At 47.5% G+C, this 24,453-nt stretch carries 27 protein-coding genes and 1 pseudogene; 12 read left to right on the forward strand and 16 right to left on the reverse strand.

Translation table 11 applies throughout. The features are described from left to right. Positions 1–194 precede the first annotated feature (194 nt). The gene (locus ABWH99_RS02945; RefSeq protein ID WP_375584824.1) at positions 195–758 is read left to right on the forward strand and encodes a phosphonate degradation HD-domain oxygenase; all 564 of its coding nucleotides are present in this window, start codon (positions 195–197) and stop codon (positions 756–758) included. A gap of 21 nt (positions 759–779) precedes the next feature. Here the strand turns inward: ABWH99_RS02945 and hemH are convergent, their stop codons facing one another. Further along, the gene (gene hemH / locus ABWH99_RS02950) at positions 780–1,811 is read right to left on the reverse strand and encodes a ferrochelatase (RefSeq protein ID WP_375584825.1); all 1,032 of its coding nucleotides are present in this window, start codon (positions 1,809–1,811) and stop codon (positions 780–782) included. Positions 1,812–2,014: 203 nt separating this feature from the next. On the opposite strand from hemH, the gene ABWH99_RS02955 reads away from it, so the two are divergent. From ABWH99_RS02955 to ABWH99_RS02965, 3 genes are read left to right on the forward strand one after another with little or no spacing between them, the layout of a single operon-like run. Continuing rightward, positions 2,015–2,152 carry a hypothetical protein gene (locus ABWH99_RS02955; protein ID WP_375584826.1) on the forward strand — a complete coding sequence of 46 codons (138 nt, stop codon included), beginning with the start codon at positions 2,015–2,017 and terminating at the stop codon, positions 2,150–2,152. Positions 2,153–2,209: 57 nt separating this feature from the next. Continuing rightward, a complete protein-coding gene (locus ABWH99_RS02960) occupies positions 2,210–2,632 on the forward strand; it encodes a hypothetical protein (RefSeq protein WP_375584827.1) in 423 nt (140 codons plus the stop codon). Beyond that, entirely contained in the window at positions 2,622–3,212 is a 591-nt protein-coding gene (locus ABWH99_RS02965; protein WP_375584828.1) for a flavodoxin family protein, read from the forward strand. The genes ABWH99_RS02960 and ABWH99_RS02965 overlap by 11 nt, the downstream gene beginning before the upstream one ends. A gap of 31 nt (positions 3,213–3,243) precedes the next feature. Here ABWH99_RS02965 and ABWH99_RS02970 read toward each other — a convergent pair whose 3' ends face one another. The 11 genes and pseudogenes from ABWH99_RS02970 to ABWH99_RS03020 all read right to left on the reverse strand — a co-directional run bounded on the left by ABWH99_RS02970 (position 3,244) and on the right by ABWH99_RS03020 (position 12,742). Continuing rightward, entirely contained in the window at positions 3,244–3,630 is a 387-nt protein-coding gene (locus ABWH99_RS02970; protein ID WP_375584829.1) for a hypothetical protein, read from the reverse strand. Positions 3,631–3,940: 310 nt separating this feature from the next. Continuing rightward, positions 3,941–4,486: an OmpH family outer membrane protein gene (locus ABWH99_RS02975; protein ID WP_375584830.1), complete on the reverse strand. Its 546-nt coding sequence runs from the start codon at positions 4,484–4,486 to the stop codon at positions 3,941–3,943. A gap of 21 nt (positions 4,487–4,507) precedes the next feature. Beyond that, entirely contained in the window at positions 4,508–5,032 is a 525-nt protein-coding gene (locus ABWH99_RS02980; protein WP_375584831.1) for an OmpH family outer membrane protein, read from the reverse strand. Positions 5,033–5,034: 2 nt separating this feature from the next. Beyond that, entirely contained in the window at positions 5,035–7,746 is a 2,712-nt protein-coding gene (locus tag ABWH99_RS02985) for an outer membrane protein assembly factor (protein ID WP_375584832.1), read from the reverse strand. A gap of 88 nt (positions 7,747–7,834) precedes the next feature. Then, positions 7,835–8,579: pseudogene (locus tag ABWH99_RS02990) on the reverse strand (isoprenyl transferase). A gap of 71 nt (positions 8,580–8,650) precedes the next feature. After that, on the reverse strand, positions 8,651–9,409 hold the full coding sequence (locus ABWH99_RS02995; protein WP_375584833.1) for a DUF6089 family protein: 759 nt from the start codon (positions 9,407–9,409) through the stop codon (positions 8,651–8,653). 74 nt (positions 9,410–9,483) lie between these two features. Continuing rightward, positions 9,484–10,359, reverse strand: a complete 876-nt coding sequence (locus ABWH99_RS03000; protein WP_375584834.1) for an NAD kinase — start codon at positions 10,357–10,359, stop codon at positions 9,484–9,486. Positions 10,360–10,365: 6 nt separating this feature from the next. Continuing rightward, a complete protein-coding gene (locus ABWH99_RS03005; protein WP_375584835.1) occupies positions 10,366–11,031 on the reverse strand; it encodes a CBS domain-containing protein in 666 nt (221 codons plus the stop codon). 103 nt (positions 11,032–11,134) lie between these two features. Then, on the reverse strand, positions 11,135–11,752 hold the full coding sequence (locus tag ABWH99_RS03010) for an anthranilate synthase component II (protein WP_375584836.1): 618 nt from the start codon (positions 11,750–11,752) through the stop codon (positions 11,135–11,137). Beyond that, the gene (locus ABWH99_RS03015; RefSeq protein ID WP_375584837.1) at positions 11,736–12,281 is read right to left on the reverse strand and encodes a CvpA family protein; all 546 of its coding nucleotides are present in this window, start codon (positions 12,279–12,281) and stop codon (positions 11,736–11,738) included. The genes ABWH99_RS03010 and ABWH99_RS03015 overlap by 17 nt, the downstream gene beginning before the upstream one ends. Positions 12,282–12,289: 8 nt before the next feature. After that, the gene (locus tag ABWH99_RS03020; protein WP_375584838.1) at positions 12,290–12,742 is read right to left on the reverse strand and encodes a GatB/YqeY domain-containing protein; all 453 of its coding nucleotides are present in this window, start codon (positions 12,740–12,742) and stop codon (positions 12,290–12,292) included. A 144-nt stretch (positions 12,743–12,886) separates the two neighbouring features. Here ABWH99_RS03020 and ABWH99_RS03025 point away from each other — a divergent pair, with 144 nt between their 5' ends. Together ABWH99_RS03025 and ABWH99_RS03030 are read left to right on the forward strand one after the other, a co-directional pair. Further along, on the forward strand, positions 12,887–13,600 hold the full coding sequence (locus tag ABWH99_RS03025) for a pyridoxine 5'-phosphate synthase (RefSeq protein ID WP_375584839.1): 714 nt from the start codon (positions 12,887–12,889) through the stop codon (positions 13,598–13,600). A 117-nt stretch (positions 13,601–13,717) separates the two neighbouring features. Further along, complete coding sequence (locus tag ABWH99_RS03030; protein ID WP_375584840.1) at positions 13,718–14,479, forward strand: alpha/beta fold hydrolase; 762 nt, start codon at positions 13,718–13,720, stop codon at positions 14,477–14,479. A gap of 691 nt (positions 14,480–15,170) precedes the next feature. Here the strand turns inward: ABWH99_RS03030 and ABWH99_RS03035 are convergent. After that, on the reverse strand, positions 15,171–15,404 hold the full coding sequence (locus ABWH99_RS03035) for a DUF2905 domain-containing protein (RefSeq protein WP_375584841.1): 234 nt from the start codon (positions 15,402–15,404) through the stop codon (positions 15,171–15,173). A gap of 12 nt (positions 15,405–15,416) precedes the next feature. Between ABWH99_RS03035 and ABWH99_RS03040 the strand changes: the two genes are divergently transcribed. Then, on the forward strand, positions 15,417–16,130 hold the full coding sequence (locus tag ABWH99_RS03040) for an SAM-dependent methyltransferase (protein WP_375584842.1): 714 nt from the start codon (positions 15,417–15,419) through the stop codon (positions 16,128–16,130). Positions 16,131–16,858: 728 nt separating this feature from the next. Here the strand turns inward: ABWH99_RS03040 and ABWH99_RS03045 are convergent. The 3 genes from ABWH99_RS03045 to ABWH99_RS03055 all read right to left on the reverse strand — a co-directional run bounded on the left by ABWH99_RS03045 (position 16,859) and on the right by ABWH99_RS03055 (position 20,446). Next, positions 16,859–18,478, reverse strand: a complete 1,620-nt coding sequence (locus tag ABWH99_RS03045) for a BF3164 family lipoprotein (protein WP_375584843.1) — start codon at positions 18,476–18,478, stop codon at positions 16,859–16,861. Between the two features lie 156 nt (positions 18,479–18,634). Next, on the reverse strand, positions 18,635–19,348 hold the full coding sequence (locus ABWH99_RS03050; RefSeq protein ID WP_375584844.1) for a hypothetical protein: 714 nt from the start codon (positions 19,346–19,348) through the stop codon (positions 18,635–18,637). Continuing rightward, entirely contained in the window at positions 19,349–20,446 is a 1,098-nt protein-coding gene (locus ABWH99_RS03055; RefSeq protein ID WP_375584845.1) for a BF3164 family lipoprotein, read from the reverse strand. 748 nt (positions 20,447–21,194) lie between these two features. On the opposite strand from ABWH99_RS03055, the gene ABWH99_RS03060 reads away from it, so the two are divergent. The 5 genes from ABWH99_RS03060 to ABWH99_RS03080 all read left to right on the forward strand — a co-directional run bounded on the left by ABWH99_RS03060 (position 21,195) and on the right by ABWH99_RS03080 (position 24,145). Next, positions 21,195–21,461: a transposase gene (locus tag ABWH99_RS03060; RefSeq protein ID WP_154859709.1), complete on the forward strand. Its 267-nt coding sequence runs from the start codon at positions 21,195–21,197 to the stop codon at positions 21,459–21,461. A 5-nt stretch (positions 21,462–21,466) separates the two neighbouring features. Continuing rightward, the gene (locus tag ABWH99_RS03065; RefSeq protein WP_375582787.1) at positions 21,467–22,267 is read left to right on the forward strand and encodes an IS3 family transposase; all 801 of its coding nucleotides are present in this window, start codon (positions 21,467–21,469) and stop codon (positions 22,265–22,267) included. Then, a complete protein-coding gene (locus tag ABWH99_RS03070; RefSeq protein WP_375584846.1) occupies positions 22,192–23,046 on the forward strand; it encodes a zeta toxin family protein in 855 nt (284 codons plus the stop codon). The genes ABWH99_RS03065 and ABWH99_RS03070 overlap by 76 nt, the downstream gene beginning before the upstream one ends. Continuing rightward, complete coding sequence (locus ABWH99_RS03075) at positions 23,036–23,227, forward strand: hypothetical protein (protein ID WP_375584847.1); 192 nt, start codon at positions 23,036–23,038, stop codon at positions 23,225–23,227. Before ABWH99_RS03070 ends, ABWH99_RS03075 begins: the two co-directional genes overlap by 11 nt. A 378-nt stretch (positions 23,228–23,605) precedes the next feature. After that, positions 23,606–24,145, forward strand: a complete 540-nt coding sequence (locus tag ABWH99_RS03080) for a hypothetical protein (RefSeq protein WP_375584848.1) — start codon at positions 23,606–23,608, stop codon at positions 24,143–24,145. The last annotated feature ends 308 nt before the right edge of the window (positions 24,146–24,453 follow it).

Here is a 24,453-nt window from a genome sequence, read left to right on the forward strand (position 1 = left end):
GCCTTTCCGTTTAAACGCAGGCTCGAAGAGATACCTTGGAAGCCTTTGCCTACCGGCGTCTTATTTTCCGGATAAATTACTTAAAAAAAGTCGCAGTAGAAAGGCATTCCTCTTCATCCTTCTGTTAATTTTTCATGAATTTGGCTAGGCATTGATCGGGAATATGATTAGTTTCATTTCCAAATTCAAAAGCTATGAAAAAAACTGCCCGGGAAACCGTAGATGAGGTATTCTCTCTGTACGAAGCGTATGGTGATGCAGATTACATCGGAGAACCCGTGTCCCAGTTGGAACACATGAGTCAGGCTGCGCAATTGGCAGAATCCGAAGGGTATGGACCCGAAGTGATTTTGGCTGCTTTTTTCCACGACCTGGGCCATCTTTTCGCGCAGCGGGAGGCGCTGAAGCAAATGGGTGGCTTTGGCGTAATGGATCACGAAAAACTTGGCGCGGACTACCTGAGGCAGTTGGGCTTCCCCGAACTGTTGGCGCGCCTGGTGGAAAGCCACGTGGAAGCGAAACGGTACCTGACCTATAAAAACCCGGATTATTTCGACCGACTGTCCGAGGCCAGCAAGCAGACCCTCAATTACCAGGGGGGAGTGATGAGTGCTGAGGAGGCAGCTGCATTTGAAGCCGACGAACACCATGCATTGATCCTCAAAATGCGGGAATGGGACGAGAAGGCCAAAGAAACCCAGGTACCGGTACCTGCACTGGAGCCCTACAAGAAGATGGCGCTCGACCTGTTGGCTTGATTGCTAGCCGGATCTTTGGAATCAGGATTCGGAGGTGACCAACTCCTTCACGCAGTGAACCCAGGTGTCCCTGGAGTTCAGGCTGGGTACCAGATCCCAGCGTTCGCCACCCTGTTCAATGAACTGCTCCTTGTATTCCTCGCCCACTTCCACGGTGGTTTCCAGACAATCGGCGACAAAGGCCGGTGAAAAGACGAGTACCTTTTTGATTCCATCTGCGGCCATTTCCCGGATGAGATCTTCGGTATAGGGCTTGATCCAGGGATCCTTACCCAGCCGGGATTGAAAGCAGGTCACCACTTTTTCTGCGGGCAATTGAAGTTTTTCGGCAATCAGGCGGGTAGTGTAGAAGCATTGCGCGCGGTAGCAAAACTGGTTCTTTTTGGTATAGTGGGCACAACAATCGCCCAACCGGCAGTAGCCATCCACGGATCCTTTTCGTATCTGTCGCTCCGGAAGGCCGTGGTAGGAAAAGAGAAACCGGTCGTATTCCTGCTCCGCCATCATTTCTTTCCCCAATTCCACCCAGGCTTCCAAAAATAGCGGGTGATCCACGAAATTGCTGATAAAGCGGATATTTGGAATGATCTGCCACTTGCGGGCCAATTCCATGACCCGATCGATCACCGAGCCGTTTGTTGCGGAAGCGTATTGCGGAAACAGCGGCAATACCACGATTTCCTTTACATTGGCTTTGTTTAAGGCTTTTAATCCTTCCTCAATACCCGGCGATTGGTACCGCATGGCGATTTCCAACTGGTACCGGGATTGATCGATCAAGGGAAGCAACTTTTCTTTTAAGTCCTGGGTATGGAAAAGCAGGGGAGAACCCCGGTCCGTCCAGAGTTTTCGGTATTCTCCGGCCGACTTCGGTGCCCGGAAGGGGGCAATGATCAGGTTTACCAGCAACCATCGGGGGATGAACGGAAAGTCGATCACCCGTCCATCCATTAAAAATTCTCTCAGGTATTTTCGTACATCTCCGGTGGCGGTGCTGTCGGGTGTACCGAGATTTACCAGCAAGATGCCTGTTTTGGCTTTATTTTGACTCATGAGTTGTTGCTAACCTATACTTTATTTCAGTAAACCGAAATTACAAGCTTATGTTAGAAAATACCAGTAAAATATAGCCGCTTTGCGGAATTTGCAATCCCGGGGTCCAGATAGAAAGAGATTTATAGTTCCCAAAGCGAGAATCTACACCATCGAGAACATAGTTTATTACTATATTGTGAAAGAGTAGGTTCTTGAAAATTATGAAACTAGGAAAAAATGCTTTTACCATCCAAAGTTTCGAAGAAGCTGCGGATCATCAAAAACACTATAAAAACCTTTCGGAGGAAGAAAAAGGCGATGTTTTTCTTCACCTGATGCAAGCTCCTATGGGTTTGTAGATCCTGACTGGCCGAACATGGATAGGGACTATTTTGAGGTAAGAAGTCTGATCAAAGATGGTAGCACTTCTTAATCTGTTTATTAATGATTTTAAAGACTTTATTGAAAGTCTGCACAAGTTTGATGTGGCGTATATCCTAATTGGAGGATATGCAGTAGTTCTGTACGGTTACCACAGAACGGCCGGAGATTTGGATATTTGGGTAAAAGCAACAGAAGAAAATTATAAAAAACTAATGAAGGCATTTTCATTTTTTGGATTACCCACCGATGCTATACCTCTTGATCAATTTTTGAATGATGACAGGTATGAAGTTTTTTCGTTTGGAAGACTCCCTATGGCTATTGACATCGTGACAGCAATTCAAGGTATTGACGTGAAACTCATAACTATTTCGGATTTGGTAAAGACCAAAAAAGCCAGCGGTAGGTATAAGGTTCTGGATGACCTTGAAAATTTAGCTAGCCATGAGGGTTAAAAATCTCAGAAATTACCTGATTCTATGTTTTTTGATGGTCCTCAGCGGAAAGGTAATGGCTCAGGATGTTCCAAGCGTCCTGATAGCTTATTACTCCGGTTCGGGCAACACCCAAACCATGGCGGAGGCGGTGGCAAGTGGAGTGGAACAAGTGGAGCATGTCAACTATACCATCAAACGCGTTGACGAGGTTAGCCCGGAGGAGGTCTTGAATGCTTCCGCCATCATTTTGGGTTCTCCCGTATACAATGCCAATATGGCCCCTGAGGTCCAGGAGTTTATCAATAGCTGGCCGTTTGCAGGGAGACCCTTAAAAGATAAAATCGGTGCTGTATTTGTCACGGGTGGTGGCTTTTCCATAGGGGAAGAATCGGTCATGTTTGGCATGATCCGTGCCATGCTGGTTCACGGGATGCTGATCCTAGGAGGAGCCGAAACAGAAGCGGCATTTGGTGCCTCGGCAATTACCGGAGAAGGTGAATTTGCCGGAAAAGCGGTGAATCCACTGTTTGTGAAAAAAGCAGAAGGGCTGGGAAAAAGAGTGGCGGAGTGGGTAGTAACGTTGAAAAAGGAAAGGTAGCGATGAGAGGATTACCTGAGTTTTCCCTGCGTTAGAAAAGAATTATTTCACCTTTTCGCTTGTTATTGCCGGCATTCGCATCCTTGGTGTGGATGATAAGCCGGTATTTGAGTTTTTTCCCCGGTTGTCGGGCCGGAATCTTTTCCGGGGCGGTGTAAACAATCGTTTTCCCCGGTTCGATGGCGTCCGTTTTGGTGTCAAAACTCATCATTTTCCCATTTACCTTGAAAAAAACCCGGTAACTTTCGGCCGGAGCAGTGACGGTACCTACGTTCTTTATGGCATACCTGAATAGCCGGCTCCCTTCCTTTTCTTCCTCCAGGTAGACTTCCGCTGCCTCCAGATCAAATAGAGGAGACTCTTGAGCCCAACCAGCGGGAACGGAAAGCAAAAAAACAATAACGATTCGTAAAAACATGTTGCCGTAGGTTTGAATAGAATGGTACTCCGGACACCAGGCACTTTGGTAGGCAACCGCAGCCCTGCCATCAGACCAAGTCAAACTCGATCAACTTCTCCGGAAGTGTAAGTTACCATTTTTTCTGTTTGGGAAGTTTTGCAGGCAGGTATTTTTTTGAGGGGAGTACCGGTTGGTTCCCAATCGATGCCGGACGCTGTATTTCGGGAAGTGCATCCGTTGCTTCCGGAAAGCAACCTCCGCTCACCAAAAAAGCCCGGCTGCCAACGCAGCCGGGCAATGGCACCTGTGGATGCCTAAATTAATTCCATCAAGGAGCGGGTGCCGAAGCAGCGGGTGCTTCCAGTCCCAATTTGGCCATCACCAGATCGGTAAAGGGGTCGTTTTCCTTGGTGTACAAGAGAATGGGTGACTGACCGGCTGCTTCTGAAAACACATGGGTGTAGTTGTTTTCGGCGGCTACGGCATTGATCGCATTGTAAACCTTGGTTTGAACCGGCTCCAGCAATTCCTGCAACTTGCGCTGATAGGAAGACTGGGCGTCTTGCTGGAACTTTTGAATTTCCTGCTCCATGGTCTGTAGTTCACGCTCTTTGGTCGCACGTGCTTCGTCCGTCATGGTTTGGGCAGACTGCTGATAAGAGGCCACTTGCTGCTGGAAGCTCTGTGTTTTGGTTTGGATCTGCTGACCCAACTGATTGCTATAATCTTGGATATCAGCGTCAATCTGCTCCATCTCCGGCATCAGGCTCATGATGTATTCCACATTGGTGTACCCGATTTTCAAATCCTGAGCACTTGCTACAAATCCAAAGCAAAAGAGGGCTATTGCTGATAGGATGATTCTTGCTTTCATAATTGTTAAACTTTGTTAATTTTAATTGTTTTCTTCTAATCCTAATTCTTCTATGATAAAATCCGAGTAATCGTGCACCGGGTCCGTATAGATGATAGCGGTAGGGCTGCTTGCTTTGTCAAACAAAATAGCCAGCCCGTTCCTTTTGGCTACCCGATCGATTGCATCGTAAATGGTGGATTGCAAGGGTTGTAACAATTCCGATTGTTTTTGGTACAATTGACCATTTTCCCCAAAAATACGGTTGTTAAAGGATCTTGCCTCTTGCTGCTTCTTCCTGATCAGTTCCAGGCGTTCCTGGTACATTTCATCTGTCAGCAATACCTGCTCTCCTTGCAGGTCACTGTACATCTGCTGTATTTCCTCCTCCAAATTTTGTGCCTCTTTTCGCCACTCTGAACTCACCGCTTGCATTTCCTCCTGAATCTTCTTGTAGTCCGGGTGTTTATTGAGAATATACTCCGTATCCACATAGCCCATCTTCTGCGCCGATAGTAGCATGGGGAAAAGGGAAAGCAAAAGTAACAAATTCAGGGATTTTTCCATAATTATCTGAATTGTTGCCCAATGGTAAAGTGGAACATGCCTCCACTTGGTCCGGGATTGGGATTGCTGATGGAGGGAACTTCATCAAATCCATAGCCCCAATCGATACCCAGCAGGCCAAAGGCCGGCATGAATATACGTGCTCCAAACCCGGCGGATTTTTTCAGGTCATACGGATTGTAGTCCGCATAGTTGCCCCAGTTGTTTCCCGCTTCGGCAAATCCAAGCAAGAAAATGGTAGCGGAGGGATTGGGTGATACCAAAAACCGAAGTTCCATTACGTGCTTGTTGTACACCACTCCCCCGTATGGCACCGGTGCGTTTGGCTGCCCCCGGAAGTCCCTTCCGGGAGTGATGGACTGGTTTTCGTAGCCTCTGAGTCCGATGATTTCCTGCCCCAGGGCGAAGTTCATCATGTTCATGCCGTCGCCTCCCAACACAAAGCGTTCCAACGGTATGATGCCGATGCGGTCTCCATACGATCCCAGGAAGCCCAGGTGGGTACGGGCGCTCAGCACCAATTTATTCGAGCCAAATACCGGGGTGTATAGGGATGCATCAAACATCCATTTGTGGTATTCGAGCCACTGGTATTTTTCCTCATCCTGAGATTCTTGATTGATATTTGGATTCATCGAGGTATACGGCGGCGTGAGGGTGGCGCTCAAGGTGATATTGGAACCAAATCGCGGATAGATGGGATTATCGATGTTGTTTCGTGCGATTGTGGTGTTTAGCGCTACACTTCGTGCCGTTCCGGTATTGTAGGTAAGCCCAAAGAAGTTTCCATATTCGTCGAAATTATAGACCTGAAACTGCAGGTTATTGCTGACCTGAAAATAATCGTCCGGCCAGGTAACCCGCTTTGCCAAGCCGATGGAGGCACCGGTAATCTTAAAGGAGCCCAATTCCTGTCCAAAATTATTGCGGTTAAAAAAGTCAATCTGCCGCTGCACGGAGTGGTTAAAGCTAAAGCTAAGGGCATTGGGTTTCCTTCCACCAAACCAGGGCTCGGTAAAGGACATGCTGTAGTTCTGGAAACTACGGCCGTTTGCCTGCACCCGCAGGGAGAGCTTCTGCCCGTCGCCTACCGGCAAGGGGCGCCACTTGGAAAAGTCGTTGATATTTTTGATCGAGAAGTTGTTGAATGTCAGACCGACGGTACCCACAAAGCCAAACAGGCCGCCCCATCCTCCGGAGAGTTCGATTTGATCGTTGGGACGTTCTTCCAGCTTGAAGGTAATGTCCACGGTGGCATCTTCGAAATTCGGACGCATGTCGGGTTCGATGTTTTCCGGGTTGAAATACCCGATTTGGGAAAGCTCCCGTATGGTTCGTACCAGTGCACTTCGATCGAATTTCTGTCCGGGCAGGATTCGAATTTCCCGCATGACCACGTGGTCACTCGTACGCTCGTTTCCCTCGATGGAGACGCTATTCACGGTTACCTGAGGACCTTCAAAGATTCGCATTTCAATGTCGATGGAGTCCGCCTCAACGTTTACTTCCACCGGGTCGATGGTAAAAAACAGGTAGCCGTTGTCCTGGTACAGGGAACTGACATCGTCTCCCCGTTGCGGGTCGTAATTCAGTCGTTTGTCCAGCTTTTCCTTGTCGTAGATATCCCCTTTGAAAATACCCAGTTTGGCCTGAAGCTCTGCGTCCGTGTGGATGTAATTCCCGGAAAAGCTGATGTTGCGGTAGTAATACTGCTGGCCTTCTTCGATGTCGATGTCAATATTGATCCGGCTGTCGTCAAAGCGGTAGATACTGTCGGTAAGGATTTCTGCATCCCGGTAGCCCCGGCTGTTGTAAAAATCGATGACCGAATTTTTATCGTCCCGATAGTCACTACGGACAAACTTGGAGCCATTGAAGAAATTGAGTTTGAAATTTTTGTTGATGTATTCCTTGACCTGCTCGTCAGTCACGGGATTTCGTTTTACCAGGGCGTTGCCCAGGTTTTTCGGGCTGGCGTTGAGCAAACGGGAAACCAGGTCCTTAAAGATGTACACCCGGGCATGTTCGTTGGTACCCTTCATCTTCTTTTTGATACGGGTGTCCGCGATATTATCGTTCCCGTAGAGCTTGATTTCGTTGATGCGTACTTTGCTTTTCTTGTCCACATCAAACCGCAGCTTTACGCTATTGGGCAGGGTGGTATCCCGTTCCTGAATGACCTTTACCTCGGTATTTAAAAAGCCTTTATTGACGAAATAGTCCCGGATATTCCGTTGTGCATTGTTCAGTACGTCGTCACGGACCACCCTTCCGCGAATATTCACTTTATCTTCAAGCTCTCCCTCCTGGGTCTTGTTGATTCCGGAGTATTCCACGCGACTAAAGCGGGGCCGTTCGGTCAGGTCGAGTAGCAGGTAGATATCGTCTCCTTCAATCTTGGTCACCAGGATTTTTACGTCTCCGATGATTCCCTGTCCCCACAACTTTTTCAAGGCTCCGGAGATGGCATCCCCGGGTACGGTGATCTGGTCGTCCACCCGAAGACCCGCGAGAGAAATGATGGCGGTTTCGTCCAGGGTGCTTAAGCCCACGGCTTCGATTCCTGCCAGTCGGTAGGTTTTCGGATTGGAGTAATCCAGGTCGATTATATCTACCGGCTCCTGACGGGTATACCGGCTTTGTCCCAGGCGAATCTGGGCTTCTGCCACTCCGGCCACTAGCAGCAAATAAATAATCAGTAAATAGTTTTTCATTTCGAACGATAAGTTTAACCCCCTGATTTATGAAACCAGGGAAGCTGGAATACCCTGAGAAACGACATGCGTTTTCAGGCCTGTATGGTCATTGGGAGGGCTTAATCTGGGCACCGGTTTTGCCAAACCTTCGTTCCCTTTTTTGATAGGCCAAAATGGCTTCATGAAGGTGTTTTTTTCCGAAAATCCGGCCACAATACTTCAGTAAAGTACAGTTCGGTGTAAGCCAGCTGCCACAACATAAAATTACTGATCCGTAGTTCACCACTGGTACGGATCAATAATTCGGGATCGGGAAAATCGGCGGTATTCAAGTGGGAGGCGATGGCTTCCTGATTGATATCCTTTTCCTGGATTTCCCCGCTGACTACTTTTTTGACAATTTCCTTCACCGCCTGGGTAATCTCCCAGCGACCACTGTAGCTGAGTGCCAGTACGACCGTCATTCCGGTATTGGCGCTTGTTGTTGCTTTTCCCATGCGCAGGTGCTCCTTGCATTTGCCGGGAAGGCTATCGGTATCCCCGATGGTGGCCAGACGGATGTTGTTTTCCATCATGGTAGGCACCTCATCGGTGATGGCCTGTACAAGAATTTCCATTAGCGCGTCCACCTCCTCCTTGGGGCGGGACCAGTTTTCGGTAGAAAATGCATACAGGGTAATGAATTTCACACCCAATTCGGCAGCTCCCTCAATGGCATCGCGAACGGCCGCAATCGCGTTCCGGTGGCCAAAGATTCGCATGGCACCCTTTTTTTGTGCCCACCTTCCGTTGCCATCCATGATTACCGCAATGTGTTGAGGGATATTCCCTTTATCAATCGCTTCCTTCATTCCTGTGTACGCTTCCAAATTGTAATGAATTACAAAAATGACACTTCTTTTTCAAAAATTCTATCCTGCGGTCAATTATTGTACGGATAGCATTTGATCTGGTGGAAGGAATAACTGATCGTAACACCTAAAAAATAGTACCAATCCCGGTCGGAACGGTTGCCAAAGTTGATAGAATTGGGATCAACGGTGGGATTTCCGGTGCCTGGATCCGTTCGAAACCGGGGGATGGCGTTAGGATCGTCGCCAATTTTATCCAGAAAATCCGAAAACGTAGCTTTGGCGCCGCCTTCGATGGAGAGTAGCAAGCGATCCCGGAGTTTGTACTTGATTCCCATACCAAAGGGAAGGATGACCGAGCTTACCCGGTAGCTGCCCGGCTGTGGATCTGCCGCGTAGGCTTGTCCGTTGCCAAAGAAGGTCGCTACACCCAAACCAAAGAAGCCAAACGGGGAAAAGCGGGAAGGAGATTGGTGGTTCATGTAATCCAGAAAATGGAACTCCATGGTGGCGGACGCCTCTACCATGGTACCGGTAAAATATGCGTCGCGAACCAATGCCACCGGATCAATGGGCCGAATGCTATCCGCCGCATTGAGTCTGCTCACCGAAAGTCCTGCCCGAAGACTCCATGCATTGTCAAAATTTCGCCTGCCAAACAACGTTCCCTGAATACCCAGTTGGGTTGGATCCAAGCGCCGGATGATGTCTCCGGTATAGGTTCCCGCTCCCAATCCCATTCCTACCTCGTACTGCTGTGCGCAGACCCACAGGCCCTGCAGAAACAGTACTGCGGTCAAAACGATTGTGTAATACCTGGTTTTATTCAAGTCGCTGCAATTTATAAACTACCCAACGAATAAAAAACCCATCGCAGTATATGCCGGGTTAAATATTGTTAAAACTAATTTCTCATGTCAAAGCCCCAATTCAATTTCTGCCTCAGGGTATCGAAGAAGCTGTAACTCGGAAACTTAACCAACTTGGCTACGAATTTTTCTTTTTTGATCTTTAAGTCCACCGAGGCATCAATGGCTGTGGACCTGGAGTCTAAAGATACCAGAAATTTTTCACTTCTTCCTTCAATTTTAAAGGTGATTTCGCTATCATCCGAGACCACAATCGGACGCACGTTGAGGTTATGCGGGCTGACAGGCGTGATCACAAAGTTTTTTGCAAGCGGAGAAATCAAGGGCCCTCCGCAACTCAGCGAATAGCCGGTCGAGCCGGTAGGCGTGGAAACTATCAGTCCATCGGACCAGTAACTATTCAGGTAGTCACCGTCAATATAGGTGTGCACCGTAATCATGGAGGAAGTGTCCCGCTTGTGAATCGTAAACTCGTTAAGTCCGAAATTCAATCCGTCAAATAGGGGAATGCTGGACTCCAGGCAGACCAGGCTCCGATCCTCGAGAGAATACTGTCCGGCAAGCAAATCCTCCGCAGCCAGGGCGATTTCCTCTTTGGCAATGGTGGCCAGGAAGCCCATTCTACCGGTGTTGATTCCTACTACCGGGATTTCCAGGGTGCCGATGCGGGAAATGGTGTCTAGCAGCGTGCCGTCCCCGCCGATGGAAATGACAAAATCCATCGATTCCATCCCGGGATCCCCTTCTTTCAGCAGGGATACGCCCGGCGCAAATTCCCTGTCCCGGATGGATTTATGCAGACTTTCGGTAATCCAAACCTCCTGAGCCTGCTTTTCAAAGGCCTGGATTAACTGTTGAATGTAGGTGTGGAACTCGGGAACTATTGCGATGCCGTGGAGTAGGACCTTCATGTACAATCAGATATCTAAAAATCGGAGCAAATTTCCCAACCGGTCCTGCTCGCTGCTGACGCTTCCTTCCTCTTGGTACTGGTCGATGATTTTATAGCCAAAACGTTCCAGCGTCGCTTTGATATGTCTCAATTCTACCTGGTCCGTTTTTAGGGTTACTTTTATTTTGCTATCCTCCAGCGGGTCATTGGAGATAAAACTACTTAGGATTTTGGCATTTTCAGATTCCACCACCCGGGCGATGTCATACAAGCTGTAATCCGTCATAAACATGGACAGGATCAGTACGCCTCCGGGCGTTTGTATGGAAATGGAGTCAGTAAATGCAGACACGGCGTCTTCTTCCGTAATTACTCCCTGGTATTTTAAATCCCGGTCCAGGACCGCCACCATGCTCACCTGGTTTTCAGAGGAGATTCGCAGTACCTCGTAAATGTGCCGGTCCAATTGGACCACAGAAGAACTTGCCAATAGTTCCACCTCGGCTATTGTCAGTTCGGGATTGTTGATATCGTAAATGATTTCGTCGGTGATAAATCCCTTGAAAACACCTTTCTCAACCACGGGCAAAATATTCGTTCGAATTTCTTCCATCCAGGACAGGGCCATTTTCACCTTGTCCGTGAATTTCAGGGGTGGGATCAGATGGTTGATAAAGTCTAGTGCCCTCATGTAGCTAAAGGTATTAAAAGGATTCGAAAAATAAAACGCCTGCCGGTGCTGCTTGGTTCAAATCCCAAAGAATCCACCCGTTTTTCTCAAAAATAGGCGCGATTCAGGGCCGATCGGCAACGAATGTGTCCACATGCAGGCCCGCAGCAGCGCTTTTTTTTACGTATCGCTCGATCCAGTTCTGCAGCAGCAGCTCCCCATGCTGCGTCAAATGGGCTTCCGGATGAAACTGCAGCCCCATCAGCGGCAGGTGCCGGTGGCAAAATGCCATGAGTTCTCCCCGGTCGGTTTCCAGCAATACCTCCAGTTCGGCCGGAAGCTTCCACAATTCCAGGGAATGGTAACGCGTCACCTCAAATTGCTCCGGAAGGCCTGCAAATACCGGATGTGTTCTTTTCTGGAAAACCGACGACACCTTGCCGTGCATGGGGCGCCCGCATTTCCTGAGACTGGCTCCAAAATGCATTCCCAAGGCCTGATGCCCCAGGCAGACGCCCAGCACGGGTAGTTCATACGCATAGCGTGTCAGCAGCGGCATCAGGTTGCCGGCACTGGCAGGCGTTCCAGGACCCGGCGAAAGAACCATGGCTGAAAAATCCAGTACATCCAACTCGGATACCGATACGTCGTTGCGTAGAACCAGAACCTCTTCTCCCGATCGCCTTAGGTAATCCGCCAGCATGTGGGAAAAAGAATCGAAATTATCAATTAACAGGATCACCGATGGAGCTGTTTACGAGTTCTCTGATGGTTGCAATAGCGGTATCGATGATCGGCGTGTAGTCGTCTACGACAGCCACCATCGTTGGCGCTATGGGCACCATCAGGGGGTAAATGACGGAGCCTTTCCGCATTTCTTCTGGCACCTCAAATTCAAAGGACTGGGCTACCCAAATCAAAAGACTGATCATGATGGACCATTTGAACAACCCGAGTATGCTGCCGGCAAAATTGTCAAAGGTGCCTAAAATGGTGAGGTCCAGCGCTTGTTTGACCAGGTAGGCCAAAATGCGAATGGTAATCGTCACTACCAGAAAAATAAGGATAAAAGCAACGAAGGGGAGCATAAAGGTCAGGCTCTCCACCCGATCTGCCAGTAATTCTGCCCCCCAATGCATGAACCGAAAGGCCAGAATGATGCCGATGAAAAACGCCATGATGGACAAAAGACCAATAAACAGTCCCTGTCGGTACCCACTAAAGGCCCCCACGGCCAGCATGCCCAATATGATCAGATCGATGGTGCTCAAGAACGTATTTACGATTGAAGCATGGCTTTGACTTTTTGGGAAATGAGTTTCCCATCGGCCTTTCCGGCCAGCTTTTTGGTGGCAATGCCCATGACTTTGCCCATGTCCTTGGGTCCTTCGGCCCCGGTTTCCGCAAGGATGGCCTTTAGTTCTGCTTCCAGTTCCGCTTCGGTCAATGGCTGCGGCAGGAATTCCTGAATGACTTGCAATTCGGAATTTTCCAGGGCTGCCAGATCCTCCCGGCCTTGTTTCTCAAAAATTTCCAGCGAATCTTTTCGCTGTTTGGCCGCTTTGGTCAACAATTGGATTTCCTCCTCCTCGGACATACCCTTGTCCCCACTTCCTTTGGTTTCTTCCAGCAAAATAAGCGACTTAATCGCTCGAAGTGCGCGCAACCGGTCCTTGTCACGGGCCAACATCGCCTGTTTGATTTCTTTTTCTATGTTGATTTTTAGACTCATGGCATGCTAGTTTATGTTCGTTACTTGCGAAAAGCGATCCAACCCCGGATCCGGACGAAAAAGTCGAAGGCCTAAACTTCGGCTTCGTTACCATTGTTTACGCAATATATTTAATTTAGTGCAAAATTAACGCATATTTGGAACATGACGAAATTAAGTGTCAACATAAACAAAATTGCCACCTTGCGAAATGCCCGGGGAGCCAACAACCCGGATTTGGTGAAAGTTGCCCTGGATGCGGAACGTTTCGGTGCGCAGGGCATCACCGTGCATCCACGCCCCGATGAGCGCCATATCAGGTACGCCGATGTACTCGCCTTAAAAGACCGCATTACGACGGAATTCAATATCGAAGGCTACCCCGATCGGCGCTACATGGAGATCATCCGGGACGCCCGGCCCGCTCAGGCCACCCTGGTGCCCGACCCCCCCGAAGCCCTGACCTCGAATACCGGCTGGGATACGATCAGCCACCGGGACATGCTGCGGGATATCATTGCCGAATTGCACGACTATGGGGTGCGCACCTCGATTTTTATCAATCCCGAAGCCCGGTACTTTGAAGCGGCCAAAGCTACCGGCACCGACCGGGTAGAGTTGTACACGGAGCCCTATGCCAGTGGCTATCCCCAGGACCGGGAAAAGGCCGTCGCCCCTTACGTGGAAGTAGCCAGGCTGGCGCGGGAACTCGGCCTTGGACTGAATGCCGGTCACGATCTGGACCTGCACAACCTGAAATTTCTAAAAGAAAGCATTCCCTATCTGGACGAGGTCTCGATTGGCCACGCGCTGATCTGCGACGCCCTGTATTACGGCCTGGAAAACACCATACAGATGTACCGCAGGCAATTGGAATAATTAAAACAACAGAAAAGAAGATCGAGTATTCCTGCCTTTCCTTTTCAGCCCTGACCCTCGCGGTACAGGGAAGGATTCTCCGGAAGGTCGAGCGTATCACAAACTAAAAAGAAACGAATGAAGCTCCATTTCAAAAAAAGCGGTAAAGGAAAGCCTTTTCTGATTCTGCACGGACTTTTTGGTTCCGCAGACAATTGGCTGGGAATAGCCAAAAACCTGGAAGAAAGTTATACCTTGTACCTCATTGATCTCCGAAACCACGGCGACTCTCCCCATTCCGAAGAATGGAATTACGAGGTAATGGCAGAAGACCTGCGGGAACTGATGGATGCAGAGGGTTTGGAAAGCGTGTACCTGCTAGGCCACTCCATGGGTGGGAAAGCCGCCATGAAACTGGCACTGATGTACCCGGAGCGGGTAGAAAAGCTGATTGTTGCCGACATAGCACCCAGGCCCTATCCCGTACACCACCAACATATCCTCGAAGCGCTAAACGCTGTGGATTTGAATAAAACGAATTCCCGGAAGGATGCAGAAGCGCAATTGGCTGAATTCATCGATGAAAAAGGTATCCGGCAGTTTTTATTGAAAAACCTCACCCGAAAAGACGGTAAGTTTGCCTGGAAAAATAACCTGCCGGTGATCACGCAACAAATAAAAAATGTAGGTGAAGCCATCGATTCGGAAAAGCCTTTCGAAAATCCCGTATTGTTTATGGGAGGGGCCAATTCAGATTATATCCAGGAAAAGGACAAGGCCGATATCGAGAGGATCTTTCCGGAAAATCACCTGGTTTACATCAAGAATGCGGGCCACTGGCTGCATGCCGAGCAGCCAGATGCGGTAGTAGCCACTTTGAGAGCTTTCCTTGACGCTTAGGTTCTTTCGTCTGAAAAACATCTAGCAAGATCGGAAATTCGCCCAGGTCTGTGTTCAGACTGCCGCGGGAGCCAGCGCGTTTTATGAAATTCGGTAAAGTTCAGGTTGGCCCCCTACCGATGACGAGTATATTAAAAAACTGTAAATCAATATATTAAAGAATCAACACTATCATCCTGATTGGTGTATTTTATAAATGCTTAGCATACCGGTGAAGAAATTGAACCAGCTATTTTTGGTAAAGAAGAAACCCTAAATAATCTGTTAAATAAAGAAGAGATAAATTTAATTACGCAAAGAGTGCTGGCCCGACAAAAAACCGGGGTGCGCAGGAGGCTTGTGGGAGGAAGGATTTTTTTGTCTTGATTTTTTGGTACTTTTTCATCAAGGAAAAAGTACAGAGAATAAGAGGTTTACTAGATGATGTTAAGATCTAATCCTGATAAAACCAACAATAACCTTATTTCCCGTTTATTGCAAATACCAATCGTCATCCCGATTTCTACGTTTTTTTAAATGTTAATTCTCGCAGTGACGCCAGAACGCGTCATTGCGAGCGCAGTTGGTCCCTGAGCCTGTCGAAGGGAGCAATCTGATTCGGATCGGCGGAATTAATCCATCGGGAAAGCAGTAAGATCGGGAAAGCATATTTTTTTGGCATGCCGATTTGCCAGGACCATTCCCGGCCTTATCATCCCCCGAATTTTCTCCACAAATAAAGGAACAAGGTCAACAGCAAACTAAGCAGAATGCTGGTTCCCAGGGGAAAATAAAAGGTGAAATTTTCCTTTTTGAACACCATGTCGCCCGGGATCCCTTTGAACCCGGGGAATTTATGCAGGCCCCAAAGCAAGAGTCCGGCAAAAAGAAGTAAGAGACCGGCAAAAATCAGTAGTTTTGCCAATCCGGGTAATCCGTTTTCCATAAATCAAAAATAATGCATTCAAAAGGAATACTCTACCTTATCCCTACTGTTTTGGCCGAAGGAACTGCTGATGCGGTCATAGCACCTGTTGTAAAATCAGTTTTGAAGGCCACCTCTTATTTTTTAGTGGAAGATTTCCGGACGGCCAGAAGGTATATCAGCAGCCTGAAGCTTGGGGTCAACCTGGAAGGGGTCCAAATGGAAAAGCTGGACAAAAAAACGCCGGATTCCCAGGTAAGGAAGCTTCTGGAGCCGGTGCTGCAAGGGCAGGATATGGGTATTCTATCCGATGCCGGTTGCCCGGGCATAGCCGACCCCGGGGCCAGGGCGGTGGCTTGGGCGCACCGTTTGGGTATACGGGTGGTGCCACTGCCGGGGCCTTCTTCCATGTTTCTGGCCCTGATGGGTTCCGGCTTTAATGGGCAGGCCTTTACTTTCAACGGTTACCTGCCGATTGATCGAAAGGACCGGGTCAGGGTGATCAAAAATCTGGAGAGCAAAGCAATCAGGGAGCATACCACACAACTGTTTATGGAAACGCCTTTTCGAAACAACCGCCTGCTGGAAGATTTGCTGGAGCAGCTGGAAGCCAATACCTTGCTATGCATTGCCAGTGAACTGACCGGCGAAGGGGAGATGATCCGTACCCGGAAGGTGGCCGACTGGCGCAAGGAAAAGCCGGACCTGCACAAGGTTCCGGCGGTATTTTTGATTGGGGGAAGTTAATCCAAAAGGATAAGCAATGAACCCTGCCACGAGCAACTGTTTCTCCGAGTTATACGATTCAGGAAAAAATACAAAGGGGCCCGGTAACTGATTATCGTTTTTGTTGACGGATCAGGATTGGCCATTGCAAATGACATTCGGTAGGCTCCGTCGGTATGGCATCATCGAAAAAACAGGGGTGAGGAGGCATACCCAGCCAGTCAAAGGTAAAATCTTACATTCAGCGTATGGGTGTAGTTTTCCTTTTTTCTTGCAAAACTATTTTAAATAGTTCTAAGGTATAGGAATCGGCCTGGATAACAACATATCCCGCCCTTCCAGGGCTTACGAATAATCGGCTATCAATTCACGATGGGCTTACACCCATTCGCTTTGGTATTTCGCCCCTGCAGGGCTTGATCCAATTTTTAATGCCCTAGAAGTAATGAAGCTTTGCAGTATCCTTAAAATAAATTTTAGGAGATTTTACCAGTTTCTTTTTGACATTGGTAGGCCATGAGGGTTGGTCTGTTGTCAAAAAAACATTCGGTAATCAACGGATTTTGCAGAAGTTGATTGACCAACCTGCTATGGTCCAATAAGTCCAGTGACGGGGAAATGTATCACGGAAAACAAAAATTTCGGATATACGCCTCGCTTCAACATCCCTGCAAATTTAAAATTTGATTTTAAAAATCAGGTATAAATACATGCACAATGATGTTTTTAGGGTTCAGATCAAATCCTATTCATGACCCGGGCACGGCCTCCTTCAATGTCAGCGATTCAAAGGCTTTTCGAACTACCTCCTGGTACCGCTCAAAAAAGTCACAACTGGTAAATCTGGTCACAATTATCCGACCCTCTTTTTCAAAGAGGGTATGCTCATTCTTGCTAAGGTAGACTTCACCCTTCGGATCCACAAATCGGCGTTTGTAGGTAATGGTGTATCCCCTTGTACCATTCGCCAGTTCCTCAATAGAGAGCTCGTCCAGTTGGTCGTTTGATCGATACTCCTCTGCACTTGAAGACAAATAGTCGTCAAAATCAAATGTTTCTTCTTTGGGAATTCCGACTGTAAGTTGCATCGAAGCGCCACAAACGGATGTATCTTTTGGGTTTTCTCCGACGAACGTTGCTCCGGTGAGGTACAAACCGTCTCGCTCTCCAACCGATTTCTTTTCTTCCGATGTCCAGCTCGGGGGATAATTCCATCCTGCCGGCGGCTCTATCTGGAAATAATCATTCTCCGAGATGATTTTCTTGTCGGGATGAGGGATTGGATCTTGTTTTTTGCTGTTTTTCTCGTTCCCGGCGGACGAGGCTATCTCACTATCGCTGATACCGCCTTCATTTAAATCATACTCGAACAGCGCATCCTCCTTAAAAAAAGAAATCCCATACAATTTTTTCAATTCCTCAGCATAGGTAAAGGTAGTGATGGGCTGGTCCAGCCTAAAGCGGTCCAGTAAATTCCCCTCCCAATCCCAGACTTCCAGGTGGGGTCGGAAGGTCTGAGAATTCTCTTCCACTTCCTTTTTGGGCATTCCTATATACAGCACATAAATGCGCTCACTGCTGGCAAATGGATCCGTCCGGTAAATCCACATTTCTTCATCGGATGCGCTGTTGGAAGTGCTCTCCACGGCTATTTCCTGAAGAAGTTCCCCATCTGCACTATACAGTTTGATTTGATTGTGGTACAAGTAAAATACCGCTAACCTCCCATTTTTGGGGTTGGCCACCGTACGTTTCATATAATCGCGAGCCAGGGTTCCCTGATCCCTATTTTCCCCTGCGGCTGGCTCTGGGAATTCACCGAATCGGACCAATTCCTCATTTCGTCCCAGGTGCACCAGCCGGTGCTCCGGTGCTCCTGGTTTTGCATCCCCGATATCGGCAACATATACGGAGTCGTTGACCAGGTGCAGCCCGTTAATTGGCCCGCCGGTATCGGAAATCAATGGATGTTGCGCTTCCCGGGTTGCTTGTTCCGCATGCAGCTTTATCTTGATAAGCTCTGCCCCCGAAAGCACCATCAGGTGCTCCCCATGCATTTTCAAGGAATTTCCATTCACAAACTGGAATTCATCTGGCCCCTCACCGATGTCGCCAAAAGCGTACTGGAAGGAAAAATCAGGTAGGTTGTAGACTTTGAACAGGTTTTCTTTCCCCTGGTCTAAGACCACGGCTTTGTTAGCAGATACGACGATTTTATAAGGCATCAGCGCCGCATTAGCCAGGCCTACTTCTCTGGATTGTAGGGTTCCTGATTCCGGAATTCGGTGGATTACTTTTTTGCCTTCTTCCCGGGGCTGGCAGGAAAAGAATGTGTGAATAAACAGAATGAGTATACATTGGATTTTCATGGTACCACAAGAATACAGGGGACAGGCAAATTCGTCAAAATTATGTGACGGAATGGGCATTATCGGTGACGAAAATAGCTTCTTTTTTATCCGTATTCCCAAGGGTACCCCCATTTGCTTCTTTTCCGCTTCTTAGGCTGCAGAAATTCGTAGCGGTTACGGGTGCCGGTTGACCAGCCGAATGGTGTCGGAAAGGGGGGAAGTGCCGGGAACCCATTTTTTGGAGCGAATTCCTGCATCGGCCTGGTTTTTAGGTATCACCTCTCCTTGCTCCGTGACGTAGACCGGCTCATTGGAATAGAACCATTTGATGCCTCTCTCAGTAGGTTCAACGATCACCCCTCGTACCGCCTTGTCCATCCCCATTTCCAAGGTTCGGTGGTACAGCTCGCTTCGGTAGCGGTTAAACGGATCGGTATTGATAGGACTACTCCCTGACAGGATGATGGCGTTTTTGTCATCCAATAGCAAGGTCTGCCCGGGACTTCCTTCCGACAAGCCATTCGCTTTAATCACCGTTTTGTCGGTGTCGTAATAAAAGGGATAGTCCATGTTCCGTTCGGTAAACCAATACTGCTTGAACGGTTCGATATCTTCCGTGTCCTGCACCAGGAAAATATAGCCGATGGAATCCCTGTCCATACTGCCCATTAAGGCATTCCACACCTCTAATTCCCGATCAATGGAGGAGCCTTTTGGGTCTAATACCGTCACCAATTTTAGGGGTTTTACCAGAGGGTTGACTTTGGTAGTGCCACTAACCTTTTGTGAATTTGCTGGTAGCTGGAATAGTTTGGACTCGGTAGCTTGCCGGGCATACCCGAAATGGGATAGCCCAAGGACTACTACAAGAAAATAATATCGTATCATTTAAGGCTCGTTTAATGGGTAGGCGATTAATTTGGGTTCTTTCTCAAAAGAAGCAGCATACAGCATTTTGGCTTGATCATCGACCGCAATGGAGCGGACAGCCTGATCCAGTGCGTACCTTTTTACAGGCCTTCCTTCCCAATCCAACACAAATACCTCATCGGAAAGGCCTGATTGGATGATGGTTTCCCGGGAAGTATCATCGATGGTCTGCCCATTGTACAGAAAGTAGATATGGTCCTCCGTCACCGCCACCGAGGTGTATTCAAAGGTGGACCCTTCCTTATCCACGACGGCCATGCCTACAGGGCTATGCTGTACATCCAAGGGGGTATCTCCCCATGCATAGGTAGTCACCTCAATCGTATCCTGTAAAACTTTGAGAATGCCAAATTCCGGGACTCTGGACATGCCGTAAACGGCCAAATTCTTTGTGGGGTGGTTCATAAAAAACGACTGGTTGGCCATCGCCATCGCGGGCCCTCCCGGATATTCACCCACTTCGATAAAGTCTCCGCTTTCAATATTGTAGGCACAAAATCGTTTGTGATGCATACTGCCTACCACGTATCCGTCCACATGGACGGTGCTTCCCATAAAGCGCTTTTCCTGTTGATCGATGGTAAACTTTGCTGCGGGTGTATCCCGGCCACTTTTCAAGGCATCGATGTCGTGGATGTAATAGTGCACCTGGTCTGTCAGGTAGAGCCGATTTTCTTTCCGGTCCACCGAAAAATAAAAAGCATCGCTTAGCAACTGGTTGGGTCCCTCTCCCTTTTTTCCAAATGGCCTGACAGACTTGTCTCTCAAATCAATTAGCTTATAGGTATACTCCCGGTCCGGAAATTCATTGACCAGAATCAGGCTGTCAAAAAAAGTCATGTTGAACAGGTAACTCAGCGGCTTTTCTCCTTCGGTTAAAACAACCGTTTCGCCTGTTAATGCTACCAGCTCTGTTTTTGAAAAGTACTCCCTGAAGTTTGCACCAAGTGGTGGTTCTGAGCATGCGGTAAACAGGACGATGCCAACAATCAGGGAGGTCAAGTCTGCCCGGGTTTTATGAGCGGTTCGTTTCAGGAGTAGGACAACTTGAAGCATGATTCAGGAGTAGGACATGCGGCCGCCAATAAGGTGTGCCTGTATGGATGCAATATAGAACTAATTAGTTTTAAATCAAAAAAGCAAAGTGGCAGAGGGCTATCTCGCTGTGGTAGTTTGTTTTTTTCGTTAAAAATAACCTGCCCAGCCAAATCCGACAATTGGACGATGCAGGAGCCCATACGGTGTGGGAGCGGCATTCGTTGGTTTTAGGTGGCTGTTTTTCTGCGTATCAGGGTGCGCATTTCCTATGTTTTTCGAAGCAATGGGAGTCTTCTGTACGGTGGGGAAACAAAGGCCTCTACCAAGGGCAAACGAAATTCCACCTGCCACGATCCCGTAAAAATACAAGTGGGGGCTGCCGGATCGGCGCGCGTTTTTCGGGAGGAATGGGTAGGAGGCATACCGCGTCGTGTACCCTTGGAGAGAAGGTCCGGGAAAGCCTGTGGGAACAGGGACTCCGATAAGCGGTTCGTCGGGAAATCAAGGTTTATGGTTCGGTATCGGGTCAAAGGCTATGGTGCACGATACTGAAAAAGCTAGTTAGGATTCCTTAAAATTTTTCTATATTTAAGGGAGTTAGCACCGCCGCCCAAAAGGGAAGTAACTGCAAGGGTTGCGGTTAGCTGGTAGTTGTGGGTAATATCCAGAGTCCACCATCAATGATAGAAGATCGTATATTAGAATGGAATGGTACTAGGCTGCTTTTTTTGAACAGGTTAAAACTAGAATTTTTAACTTAGTGATTATGAAAAAGAGCAAATTTAGCGAAGAGCAGGTCATCAAGATCCTCAAACTGCAAGAGGACGGCCACAAAGTAGAAGATATATGCCGGAAGTACGGCATCAGTTCTGCGACGTTTTACAGCTGGCGGAATAAATATTCGGGCATGGATGTGCAAGAGCTTCGTCGTCTCAGAAGCCTGGAGGAAGAAAATAGTCGCTTGAAGAAAATAGTGGCCAACCAAAGTCTGGAGATTGACATGATCAAAGATCTTTTGTCAAAAAAGCCCTGACGCCCGTGCAAAAGCAGGAACAGGTGACCTACCTTGAAGATACCTACAAGGTGTCCCATGCATGGGCGTGCAGCGTCGTATCGGTATCCAGAACCACAAAGTATTACCAGAAGAAAATGCCAGCAAAAGATGCCCAGATCAAAACGATGATTGAGCAGGTGATAGGCTGTAGCCGAAAAGGCAGAAACAAGGTGATCTGCCTGGTGCAGAAAAAGTATCCTCACATTAGTGGTAGCAAGATCAGGCGCGTGTACGAGCAAGAGGGATTTAGCCTGCACAGGCGTCTGAAACGCAGGATCAAGAATCAGCCCGCCAATCCGATTGAGATTCCATTAGTGGCCAACCAAGAGTGGGCAATGGACTTTATGTCTGACACGTTGGAAAACGGGAGAAAATTCAGGACGCTGAACGTGGTGGATCATTTCAACCGTGCCTGCATTGGGATTGCGGTGGCACACAGCCTGCCTTCTGTACGTGTAATCGAATACCTGGAGCGTATGATTGAATTTCAGGGCAAGCCCAGGCGTATCCGAACCGACAACGGTCCTGAATTCAGAAGCAAGAAGTTTCAGGCATGGTTGAGCGACCAGCAGATAACGTGGTCGCCAATCCAGAAAGGAAAACCCCAGCAGAACGGAATCGTAGAGCGGTTCAATAGAACCTTCCGGGAAGATGTGCTTGATGCTTACCTATTCAGTTCCGTTGCGCATGCTCAAGACCTAGCCGATACATGGAAACAAGATTACAACAATCAGAGACCCCACCAGTCACTGGGATACCAAACCCCTTCCGACTATGCGGCGTAAGGTTTTCCAAAGGAATAAAACTCCCAAAACAGGGAGACAAAAAGGCTGCCCACTGGACAGCCTTGGAACCCGTTTCGGTCGGCCAGCCCTATCCCTGGTGGGTTGCTCCTCAGCAGCGCCCACTTCCGTTTCGGACCGGCATGGCAAAATTCAAAACAAAAACCTACATTTACAACCTGTCAAAATTCCCAGCCATATACCGAATGAAAAAACCATACGTAATAGCTGGATGCAACGGAGCAGGAAAAACCACTGCTTCTTACACAATTCTACCAGAAATACTTGATTGTAAGGAGTTTGTAAACGCAGATGAAATCGCTAAAGGAATTTCTCCTTTTCAGCCAGAAAAAGCGGGAATAGAAGCAGGCCGGTTGATGTTGAAAAGAATTAAAAGGTTGTTAGAATCAGGAGGAAGTTTTGCCTTTGAAACTACTCTTTCAACTAGAAGCTATGTCCAATTTATTGATAGGGCAAAAGAAATGGATTACCAGGTGACTTGCTTGTTTTTCTGGCTAAATTCGGAAGAATTGGCTATTTCACGAGTGGAAACAAGAGTAAAAGAAGGAGGTCATCATATACCGGAAGAGGTGATAAGGAGGAGGTATAAAAGTGGTCTTAAGAATTTTTTCCACCTATATCTTGCCAAGGTAGACAACTGGCTTTTTGTTGACAATTCAGGAGATACTTATGAAATTATAGCTGAAGGAGCGTTGAAGGAAGAAACAATTACTAATGTAGAACAGTGGGAAGAATTAAAAAGGAATTATTATGGGAACTAAAGAACAGCTGAAAGAAGAACGGGATAAAATAGTCAAAGGCCTCGAAGAGACATACAGAAGGCTAATCGAATATAAAAAGGAAAAGAAAAGTCCGATGATTGTGGTAAGGAATGGAAAAATTGTCGCTGTTGACCCAAATGAAATACTACCCACCACATTGTATAAGCGCAATGCGGGCTGAGCGGCTAAAATTGGGCTTTTTTTGCTTCTAATAAACTTCTGGATGTACGGACGGTGAATCGCTCCGAAACCTCGCACTACGTTTATACCAGGACCTTGCTGGTAATTTAAAAATAGTTGAAACAACTTAAACTAAATAAGAGAAGTATAGTCTTAAAGACAATTTTTAAAATCCTATATATGGATTTTGCTACCACTTTCAGTTTTTGGAGGTTTTGAAAGTTGCTCAACTTATATAGAAGCTGGGACGCATTTGACACCTTACTCAGTTAGTGTGTCTGGTTACCATAGAAAAGACGGCACCTACGTTCGACCACATAAAAGACGACCTCCCGGGAGTGTTAAAAGAGACGCTCCCTGGAAAAGGAAACGATTCTTGATGGGTACCTTATTCCTTGGCAGTATAGCCTTAGGTTTAGGTTCTGTTTTTATCACCTATACTGTTTCGGTTAATAAAATTGATGAGAAAGAGTCTCGGATAAAGTTGCTCCTAAGAGAGAGAAATTCTATTCATAAAAACATACTTGGCAAGAATGTTAGCCATACGATTTCACAGGAAATTGACTTTGACAAGTTACGAGAAATCCCACAGTATTTGCTATTTGACGACAAGCAAGAATGTGCCTACAAGCACAAAGAACTGAAAAGAACACACTTTCATGTAAGGTATAAGGCAATAAAGAATTACTATCGAGTATGCTTGGAACATGTGAGATCTTTACCAAGTATCGGTAGAGGGCAACCAAGGTCAAAGTACCTCAAAGAAATCGAATACTTTGAACAGTATGAAAACTTATACAGTTCTTTTAGAAAAAAGTTTGAAATATATACAAGCGAACAGTTATTCGAATTTTCAAAGACTGAAATTGGAGACTATTTCTATATGATTTATAAAGAAAAAACTGCCACCAACAGCTAAGTTTTCGTGGGGCTTGTAAAGCCAAGCATGAAAACGCTGTTGCACTGCCTGCCCCGAATTTTTGGGTGAACCGGTGAAGTGCTTACGGAGTTTGAGTCGGGATGTTTTGAAGGGAAGTGAGGTGTACAGCTAGTTAAAAAAGGTGATACCTGCCAGTAGATTCGGGATCGATTCAAAAAAGTACTCATGTTTTAAGCCTTTTCAATGGCTTTTGGAAGGACTTTTTTATGGCATAGGCATGGGTTTTCCCAGGGATTCCGATGAGCGGTTCGGCGGGAAACCAACGTTTATGGTTCGGTATCGGGTGA

Source organism: Cyclobacterium xiamenense, assembly GCF_042140265.1.
Lineage (GTDB): Bacteria > Bacteroidota > Bacteroidia > Cytophagales > Cyclobacteriaceae > Cyclobacterium > Cyclobacterium xiamenense_A.

Excerpts from the sequence above, each read along its gene's own strand:
- ABWH99_RS02945 (WP_375584824.1), top strand. The coding sequence starts at position 195 with ATGAAAAAAACTGCCCGGGAAACCGTAGATGAGGTATTCTCTCTGTAC.
- hemH (WP_375584825.1), bottom strand. The coding sequence starts at position 1,811 with ATGAGTCAAAATAAAGCCAAAACAGGCATCTTGCTGGTAAATCTCGGT.
- ABWH99_RS02955 (WP_375584826.1), top strand. The coding sequence starts at position 2,015 with ATGAAACTAGGAAAAAATGCTTTTACCATCCAAAGTTTCGAAGAAGCT.
- ABWH99_RS02960 (WP_375584827.1), top strand. The coding sequence starts at position 2,210 with ATGGTAGCACTTCTTAATCTGTTTATTAATGATTTTAAAGACTTTATT.
- ABWH99_RS02965 (WP_375584828.1), top strand. The coding sequence starts at position 2,622 with ATGAGGGTTAAAAATCTCAGAAATTACCTGATTCTATGTTTTTTGATG.
- ABWH99_RS02970 (WP_375584829.1), bottom strand. The coding sequence starts at position 3,630 with ATGTTTTTACGAATCGTTATTGTTTTTTTGCTTTCCGTTCCCGCTGGT.
- ABWH99_RS02975 (WP_375584830.1), bottom strand. The coding sequence starts at position 4,486 with ATGAAAGCAAGAATCATCCTATCAGCAATAGCCCTCTTTTGCTTTGGA.
- ABWH99_RS02980 (WP_375584831.1), bottom strand. The coding sequence starts at position 5,032 with ATGGAAAAATCCCTGAATTTGTTACTTTTGCTTTCCCTTTTCCCCATG.
- ABWH99_RS02985 (WP_375584832.1), bottom strand. The coding sequence starts at position 7,746 with ATGAAAAACTATTTACTGATTATTTATTTGCTGCTAGTGGCCGGAGTG.
- ABWH99_RS03000 (WP_375584834.1), bottom strand. The coding sequence starts at position 10,359 with ATGAAGGTCCTACTCCACGGCATCGCAATAGTTCCCGAGTTCCACACC.
- ABWH99_RS03005 (WP_375584835.1), bottom strand. The coding sequence starts at position 11,031 with ATGAGGGCACTAGACTTTATCAACCATCTGATCCCACCCCTGAAATTC.
- ABWH99_RS03020 (WP_375584838.1), bottom strand. The coding sequence starts at position 12,742 with ATGAGTCTAAAAATCAACATAGAAAAAGAAATCAAACAGGCGATGTTG.
- ABWH99_RS03025 (WP_375584839.1), top strand. The coding sequence starts at position 12,887 with ATGACGAAATTAAGTGTCAACATAAACAAAATTGCCACCTTGCGAAAT.
- ABWH99_RS03030 (WP_375584840.1), top strand. The coding sequence starts at position 13,718 with ATGAAGCTCCATTTCAAAAAAAGCGGTAAAGGAAAGCCTTTTCTGATT.
- ABWH99_RS03035 (WP_375584841.1), bottom strand. The coding sequence starts at position 15,404 with ATGGAAAACGGATTACCCGGATTGGCAAAACTACTGATTTTTGCCGGT.
- ABWH99_RS03040 (WP_375584842.1), top strand. The coding sequence starts at position 15,417 with ATGCATTCAAAAGGAATACTCTACCTTATCCCTACTGTTTTGGCCGAA.
- ABWH99_RS03045 (WP_375584843.1), bottom strand. The coding sequence starts at position 18,478 with ATGAAAATCCAATGTATACTCATTCTGTTTATTCACACATTCTTTTCC.
- ABWH99_RS03050 (WP_375584844.1), bottom strand. The coding sequence starts at position 19,348 with ATGATACGATATTATTTTCTTGTAGTAGTCCTTGGGCTATCCCATTTC.
- ABWH99_RS03055 (WP_375584845.1), bottom strand. The coding sequence starts at position 20,446 with ATGCTTCAAGTTGTCCTACTCCTGAAACGAACCGCTCATAAAACCCGG.
- ABWH99_RS03060 (WP_154859709.1), top strand. The coding sequence starts at position 21,195 with ATGAAAAAGAGCAAATTTAGCGAAGAGCAGGTCATCAAGATCCTCAAA.
- ABWH99_RS03070 (WP_375584846.1), top strand. The coding sequence starts at position 22,192 with ATGGAAACAAGATTACAACAATCAGAGACCCCACCAGTCACTGGGATA.
- ABWH99_RS03075 (WP_375584847.1), top strand. The coding sequence starts at position 23,036 with ATGGGAACTAAAGAACAGCTGAAAGAAGAACGGGATAAAATAGTCAAA.
- ABWH99_RS03080 (WP_375584848.1), top strand. The coding sequence starts at position 23,606 with ATGGGTACCTTATTCCTTGGCAGTATAGCCTTAGGTTTAGGTTCTGTT.